The sequence below is a fragment of the Mesorhizobium sp. M5C.F.Ca.IN.020.32.2.1 genome (assembly GCF_004023105.1).
In the GTDB taxonomy this organism is placed as follows: Bacteria; Pseudomonadota; Alphaproteobacteria; order Rhizobiales; family Rhizobiaceae; genus Mesorhizobium; species Mesorhizobium wenxiniae.
Window position 1 is genome coordinate 1 of sequence record NZ_RZSX01000308.1, and the last position, 6635, is coordinate 6635.

A 6635-nucleotide genomic window follows, 5' to 3' on the forward strand; every position below is an offset into this window, starting at 1 on the left:
CACCAGCACTGCGCCGGCCGCCAGGGCGAACACCAGCACGACAGACTTGGCCTGCCGCTGATGCTTGAGGATCAGGCGCGGCCAAGGCACGAACATCAGCAGAATGAGGGTTTCTCCGGCAGCTAGCAACAGGGCGGCGCGAGCGCCTGACGCAGCACAACCGACGAGCAATACGAAGATCGCCAGCACCCGCACCCATATGCGCCAGCGCGTCAGCGGTACGAATCCGATGACAGTGGCGCAGAGCGCGCCTAGGGCCAACGGGTGCGCCGATAGCCCGATTGGCCTGAACTGCAGTTCGTTGAGACCGTAAGGCAGAAATCGATGTTGAGTCACCGCTTCGATCGTGCCCATCACGGCACTGAGGATCACCATTCCAAGCACGACGTCGCCCAACGCCCGCCGTACTTCCGCGTTCAAGGCCAGCATCAACAGGCCTGCGGCGCCCGCCACCAGATAGGTATCGATGATGAACCCTGAGGAGCCCGCACGGCCGGTGATGAACAGATACGGCACCAGCGCGAAAATCAGCGCAGAATAGAGCAGCAAAGCCTTGAAGATTCCAATTTCGTCGCCCTGCAGCAGAAACGGCCGGCTGAAAAGAACGAATGGAAGCAGCAGAAAGATAGCATAGGTGCCGAAATGCAGTTTCTCGTAGAATGAACCACCGTCGGCCGTATAGTCGACGACCATGTTCATAATCTGCGGTGAAACCGTGAAGCGGAGCAGGAACGCCAGCGCAGCGCATAGGAAAAACAGAATCGACAGCGCGTTCTGACGGCGCGCCTGGCTGGACAGCAATCGTTCCGATGCGGCAGCGGGATAGCTCATGGCCCATCCAAATGGGGGTATTCAAGCGGCATTCTGGCCAACGAGATCCATTCAAGGGACCGCCGAACGGACGCGGCGTTTGACTCGGCAAAATATGCCAACTTGGAAAATGAGATGTTAACGATCTTTCTGTAGTGCTGGCCCGCGTAGCGAATAACAAGAGTTAGCACCATGTCCGCCGCTTCCGGCACAACTCCTCCCTCTGCAGCGGATTCCGATATCAGCGCACTCGAGCGGATCGCCAATGCACGGCGCGCCAGCAGGGCAAGGCTGCAACAGGATGCCCCAGTCATGGCACGCACCTCCGCCCCTGTCACTCCGCACACGCCCGAGCCTGTCCCGACGGTGACGCTCGACAAGATCGGCGATTTCCTTGAGCTCGATTTTCGACGCCTGTTTGTCTGGCTGCGTGCCGGGCTCGTGTTGGCATTGATGCTGGCAGTGGCCGGCGGCGTCATCGGCGCCGCCTATGGGTTGCTGAGCAAACAGCGTTATACCGTTACGACAGAAATCCTCATCAATCCTGCCAATTTGCAGGTTGTGGAAAACGATCTCTACTCGCAACCGGGCCAGGTCGACAGCCAAATACTTAACGCGCGCAGCAAGCAGCGCATCTTGACCTCGGGCAACGTGCTTGCACGGGTAGTGGACGAACTCGGCCTAGCCAGGGATCCGGAGTTTTTCGACCCGGACCAGAGCTCCTCCACGTCTGGTGCTGCAGCGAGTGGCGCCAAGTCCGATCCGAAGCTTATCGCCCAGAAAAGCCTGGCGGAGCGGGTCAGCGTCGCTGCAGATGAAACGTCGTTCGTCACAACCCTCTCGGTATCGGCAGAAACCACCGGCAAGGCGATCCTGATCTCGCAAGCCATAGTGAAGGCTTTCCAGGACGAACTGGCCAAGGCCGAAGCTGCTGGTGCCAGCCGTGCCGCAGCTGCTCTTGAGGGCCGGCTCGGCCAACTCAAGCGCGACTTGCAGGCGGCCGAAGAGAAGGTCGAGAGCTACAGGCGCAGTCACAACCTGTCCTCCAGCAATGGCCAGCTTGTCAGTTCGCAGACGATGACGCAGCTCAATAGTGAAATTGGAGAGGCGCAATCGCGCGTCATCGCAGCGCAGGCAAGTTACGAGGCCTTGGTTGCCGCCGGTGTCAATGGAGCCAATCCTGACCCCGCGGTTTCGGCAGCACTCGCAGCACTGCGCGACAAGGCAAATAGCCTGCGGCAGCAAATCGATTCACAATCCATGACCTTTGGTCCGCGCCACCCGACGATTGTCCGGCTTAGGACAGAATTCGAGACCGTCAGTTCTCAACTCAGGGCAGAGTTCGCCCGCACGGTCGGCACCGCAAAAGCCAACCTGGATAAGGCCAACGCCTCATTGGCTTCTCTCAGCGCCAAGATGAACGATCTGAAGAACAATGTTTTCACCGACAGCGAGTCCCAGGTCGCCCTGCGTGAACTTGAACGCGACGCCGCCTCGAGGAGGGTGGTCTATGAAAGCTTCCTGTCTCGCTCGCGCCAAATCACCGAGCGCGAGCAGATCGACACCACGAATGTACAGGTGATTTCCACCGCCGTGCCGCCACCGGGACGCTCGTGGCCGCCCCGCACCCCCCTGATGGCAGGCCTGGGAGCTTTCGCCGGCTTTGCGCTAGGCATGCTGCTGGCCATTGCCATGGGCATCGTTCGTGACATGCGCCAGCCGACGAACCGATCAGGCATCGACGTCAGCCGAGCCTGAATCCAGGCATGGCGAAGCGCATTGTTTTTCACATTGCCAGTCTCAGGGGCGGCGGCGCCGAGCGTGCCTTCGTCCTCATGGCAAATGAATTGGCATCACGTGGCCACGATGTCACACTTTTTACCTGGAACGCTGAAGGACCCAACGCCGCGCTGCGCTCCCCCGCGGTGCATCTTGTCGATTTCGACCTTCCCATCCGGGGCGAGGGTTACGGCAAGTGGGAGACGCTGAAAGGCATCGTGCGAAGCGCACGTTTGTTCAGCCGCCTTGGTCCGCATGCGGTCTATAGCGCCCCCGAATTTGCCAATCTGGTCGTGGCGCTGGCGCTTCTCTTGGCGCGAAGCCGAGCGCGGTTCTTTCCAAGCTTCCACGCGGCGGCCTCACTGCCTTCCAGCAGCCTCGGCGCGAGAATAGCGGTCTGGCTTTCCGCGTTGGTTGCAGCGCGCGCAACCAAAGCCATCGCCGTCTCAGTGGGTGTCGGCAACGACATTGCGGCCCGCGGCTTTCCCAAATCCAAGGTCGTCGTCATCAACAATCCGCTGCCACCGGCTGCGGCGCTCCAGCAAGATTCCTATACATGGCAGACAAAGCTGGCGACGATGGGCGATGGCCCGGTCATCGCAACCGCCGGGCGCCTGGTGCCGGTCAAGGATCATCGGACCTTGCTCCAGGCCTTCGCTATCCTGCTCGCCGGCCGCCGCGCTCGGCTTGTAATCTTCGGCGAAGGTCCGCTGGCTGCCGAGTTGCGCACCTATGCCCAGGAATCCGGTACCGCCGCCGATGTGCTCTTTGCTGGCTACGTCAACGATCCCGCGGCCTGTTATGCCGCAGCCGATCTGTTCGTCCTTTCCTCGACGAGCGAGGGCTTCGGCAATGTGCTGGTCGAGGCCATGGCTGCTGGCGTTCCCGTAGTCTCCACAGATGCGCCGCATGGCCCGCGCGAGATTCTCGGTGACGGTCGTTTCGGCGCCTTGGTGCCGGTCGGCGATGCCGCGGCCCTGGCAAAGGCGATGGCTGAGATGCTGGACCACCCCACTTCTGTCGCCCTCCTGAAGAGCAGAGCAGCGGATTTCGAAGTTGAAAAGATCGGAGATCTATACGAAGCGCTGCTCTAGCCAGGAACTGCGCGCTGGCGTTCGTTGAGGCAGCCGCTATCGCCATTTCGCGTCGTTGGAGCATCGCCGTTGGCCTCCCGGGCAGGATGGGTGTCAGGTACATCGGGATCTGATAGCAGCCCATGAAGAGGAGCAGCGGGTCGGTCACCGCGGCGGGATGCGCGGGCGTAGGACCGCATGGCGATCCTTTTTAACGGAGTGTTCGAATGAGACATGTGTGGCGTTGGTTCGGCCCGGTCGACAAGGTGACGATCGCGGACGCGCGTCAGGCCGGGGCGCAAGGCATCGTCACGGCTCTTCACCACGTTCCTCACGGCGCCGTCTGGCTGCCCGCCGAAATCGAAAGACGTCAGTGCGAAGTCGCGTCTTTGCCGGATGGAAGCGCGAGCGATCTGAACTGGGAGATTGTCGAGAGCCTGCCGGTTTCCGAAGCGATCAAGACGCAGGTCGGCGAGTGGCGCAGTCATATTGCCAACTACAAGACATCGTTGGAAAACCTGGCGCGGGCCGGGATTTCGGTCATCTGCTACAATTTCATGCCCGTGCTCGATTGGACCCGCACCGATCTTGCCTGGCGCCTGCCGCATGGCGGCACCACCATGCGCTTCGATCTGATCCACTTCGCCGCCTTCGACATCCATATCCTGAAACGCCAAGGGGCGCTCGGCGATTACACACCGGAGATCGTCTCCGAGGCGGAGCGGCGATACGCGCAGATGGATGAGGATGCGCGGAAGATTCTGGCAAGAAGCGTCAATTCCGGTCTGCCCGGCTCGACCGAAGACACGTCTCTCGACGGTCTCGCGGCTCAACTGTCAAGTTACGACCGCATCGGCGCAACAACCCTGCGCCAGCATTTCGTCGATTTCCTGGCGGAGGTCGTGCCTACGGCCGAACGCCTCGGCCTGCGTCTCTGCTGCCACCCCGATGATCCGCCGTTTCCGCTGCTCGGCCTGCCGCGCATCATGTCGACCGAGGCCGACTACAGGTACATTCTGGACGCAGTCGACAGCCCGGCCAACGGAGCGACACTGTGCACGGGATCGCTCGGCGCTAGACCGGACAATGATCTACCCGGCATGATCGAGCGGATGGGTCCGAAAATCCACTTCGCGCATCTGCGCAATGTGCGCAAGGAAGCGGCCGGCACCCCCTGCTCGTTCCACGAGGACGAGCACCTTGCCGGCGACACCGACATGGTGGCGGTGGTCGCCGCGCTGCTCCACGAGGAAGCGCGGCGCAAGACGGAAGGACGCCAGGACGCCGTCATCCCGATGCGCCCCGACCATGGCCAGGATATTCTCGATGACCTGACGCGCGGAGCCCAGCCCGGCTATCCGGCCATCGGTCGGCTCAAGGGATTGGCCGAACTCCGCGGCGTTGAACATGCCATTCGCAGATCGACATCAGCTTAGCTCGCAGCCGGTCGGCCATCAGAGCGTCACGACGGTGCAGAACCTTTGATGGCGGAGCGAGGCGCCCCCTCTGTCCTGCCGGACATCTCCCCACAAGGGGGGGAGATTGGCGGCTTGGCCGCTCCGCTCAATCCTGCAACTTAGACAATTGACGAAAGCCGCGATAACGGACGATCTCCCCCCAAGTGGGGGAGATGTCCGGCAGGACAGAGGGGGGCGCGAAGGATCACTGCAGATCAGCATTTGTCCTGAGCCGCTGCATTGGGCGTTCCGCAGCCCTCCGGCTTGATGCCACCTTTTCACCCATTTGCGCGGACTTGTGTATAATGGCAGCTTGCGGCTTGAGTCCGATTTCAATCCGCTGGGTTACGCTCGTTATTGGTCCATCCGCAGCCGGTGTTAAGAACTCCAGGAGGCGGTTGGGAATTCATATCCTGGGAGGAAATCACGATGAGAAAGTTCGCCGCCGTTCTGGCCGCCGCCGCTACGCTGTATTCGTTCGCCGCGGGCGCGCAAACCTATCCCGAACGCACCATCACGGTTGTGGTGCCGTTTTCGGCCGGCGGCCCGACCGATACGGTCACGCGCCTCGTCGCGGAAGCCATGTCGAAGGATCTCGGCCAGCAGATCATCGTCGAGAATGTCGGCGGCGCCGGCGGCACACTGGGCGCCGGTCGCGTCGCGAACGCCGAGCCGGACGGCTATACGCTGCTCCTCCATCACATCGGCATGGCGACCAGCGCGACGCTGTACCGAAAGCTCGCATACGACACGCTGAACAGCTTCGAATATGTCGGCCTCGTCACCGAGGTGCCGATGACCATCGTCGGCCGCAAGGACCTCGAGCCGACAGATCTGAAGGGGCTGGTCGACTACGCCAAGGCCAACAAGGACACCGTCACCGTCGCCAATGCCGGCATAGGCGCGGCCTCGCATCTGTGCGGCATGCTGTTCATGAGCGCCATCGGCACGCCGCTGGTCACCGTGCCCTACAAGGGCACCGGCCCGGCCATGACCGATCTTCTCGGCGGTCAGGTCGACATCATGTGCGACCAGACGACCAATACCACCAAGCAGATCCAGGGCGGCACGATCAAGGCTTACGCCGTCACCTCGCCTGAACGCCTCGATGTTCTGCCGGACGTCCCGACAACGACGGAAGCCGGTCTCCCTGAGGTGCAGGTCGGCATCTGGCACGGCCTCTACGCGCCCAAGGGCACGCCGGCCGAGGTCACCGAGCGCTTGTCGAAGTCGCTTCAGGTCGCGCTGAAGGACCAGAATGTCGCCGCCCGCTTCGCCGAGCTCGGCACAAAGCCGTCGTCCGAAGCAGACGCGACTCCGGCCGCGCTAAAGGCCAAGCTGGAAGGCGAGATCGCGCGCTGGAAGCCGATCATCGAAGCCGCCGGCCAGTACGCCGACTGAGGTTTCGAACGGGGCGCCACCAGCGCCCCGTTTTTCGCACTGCACCGGCGCGCGCGGCGCGGGCCTGGGAGGACGTCATGAAACCTTTCACAATCGACACGACCAACGGCATATG

General features: G+C 62.1%; 5 protein-coding genes. 4 read left to right on the plus strand and 1 reads right to left on the minus strand.

The window, feature by feature from the left end:
• On the minus strand, nucleotides 1–831 hold an 831-nt coding region (locus EOA86_RS16845; RefSeq protein WP_206630047.1), incomplete at its 3' end, for a VpsF family polysaccharide biosynthesis protein.
• 171 nt (nucleotides 832–1002) lie between these two features.
• Between EOA86_RS16845 and EOA86_RS16850 the strand changes: the two genes are divergently transcribed.
• The 4 genes from EOA86_RS16850 to EOA86_RS16870 all read left to right on the plus strand — a co-directional run bounded on the left by EOA86_RS16850 (nucleotide 1003) and on the right by EOA86_RS16870 (nucleotide 6520).
• Nucleotides 1003–2568 carry a GumC family protein gene (locus tag EOA86_RS16850; protein ID WP_128342678.1) on the plus strand — a complete coding sequence of 522 codons (1566 nt, stop codon included), beginning with the start codon at nucleotides 1003–1005 and terminating at the stop codon, nucleotides 2566–2568.
• 8 nt (nucleotides 2569–2576) lie between these two features.
• Nucleotides 2577–3683, plus strand: coding sequence for a glycosyltransferase (locus EOA86_RS16855; protein WP_128342679.1), 1107 nt, complete (start codon nucleotides 2577–2579; stop codon nucleotides 3681–3683).
• Nucleotides 3684–3889: 206 nt separating this feature from the next.
• The gene (uxuA, locus tag EOA86_RS16860) at nucleotides 3890–5098 is read left to right on the plus strand and encodes a mannonate dehydratase (RefSeq protein WP_128342681.1); all 1209 of its coding nucleotides are present in this window, start codon (nucleotides 3890–3892) and stop codon (nucleotides 5096–5098) included.
• Between the two features lie 450 nt (nucleotides 5099–5548).
• On the plus strand, nucleotides 5549–6520 hold the full coding sequence (locus tag EOA86_RS16870) for a tripartite tricarboxylate transporter substrate-binding protein (protein WP_127209409.1): 972 nt from the start codon (nucleotides 5549–5551) through the stop codon (nucleotides 6518–6520).
• Nucleotides 6521–6635: the final 115 nt, after the last annotated feature.

Bases quoted from the DNA above. Each gene is read 5' to 3' on its own strand.
- EOA86_RS16850 (WP_128342678.1), top strand. From the start codon at position 1,003: ATGTCCGCCGCTTCCGGCACAACTCCTCCCTCTGCAGCGGATTCCGAT.
- EOA86_RS16855 (WP_128342679.1), top strand. From the start codon at position 2,577: ATGGCGAAGCGCATTGTTTTTCACATTGCCAGTCTCAGGGGCGGCGGC.
- uxuA (WP_128342681.1), top strand. From the start codon at position 3,890: ATGAGACATGTGTGGCGTTGGTTCGGCCCGGTCGACAAGGTGACGATC.
- EOA86_RS16870 (WP_127209409.1), top strand. From the start codon at position 5,549: ATGAGAAAGTTCGCCGCCGTTCTGGCCGCCGCCGCTACGCTGTATTCG.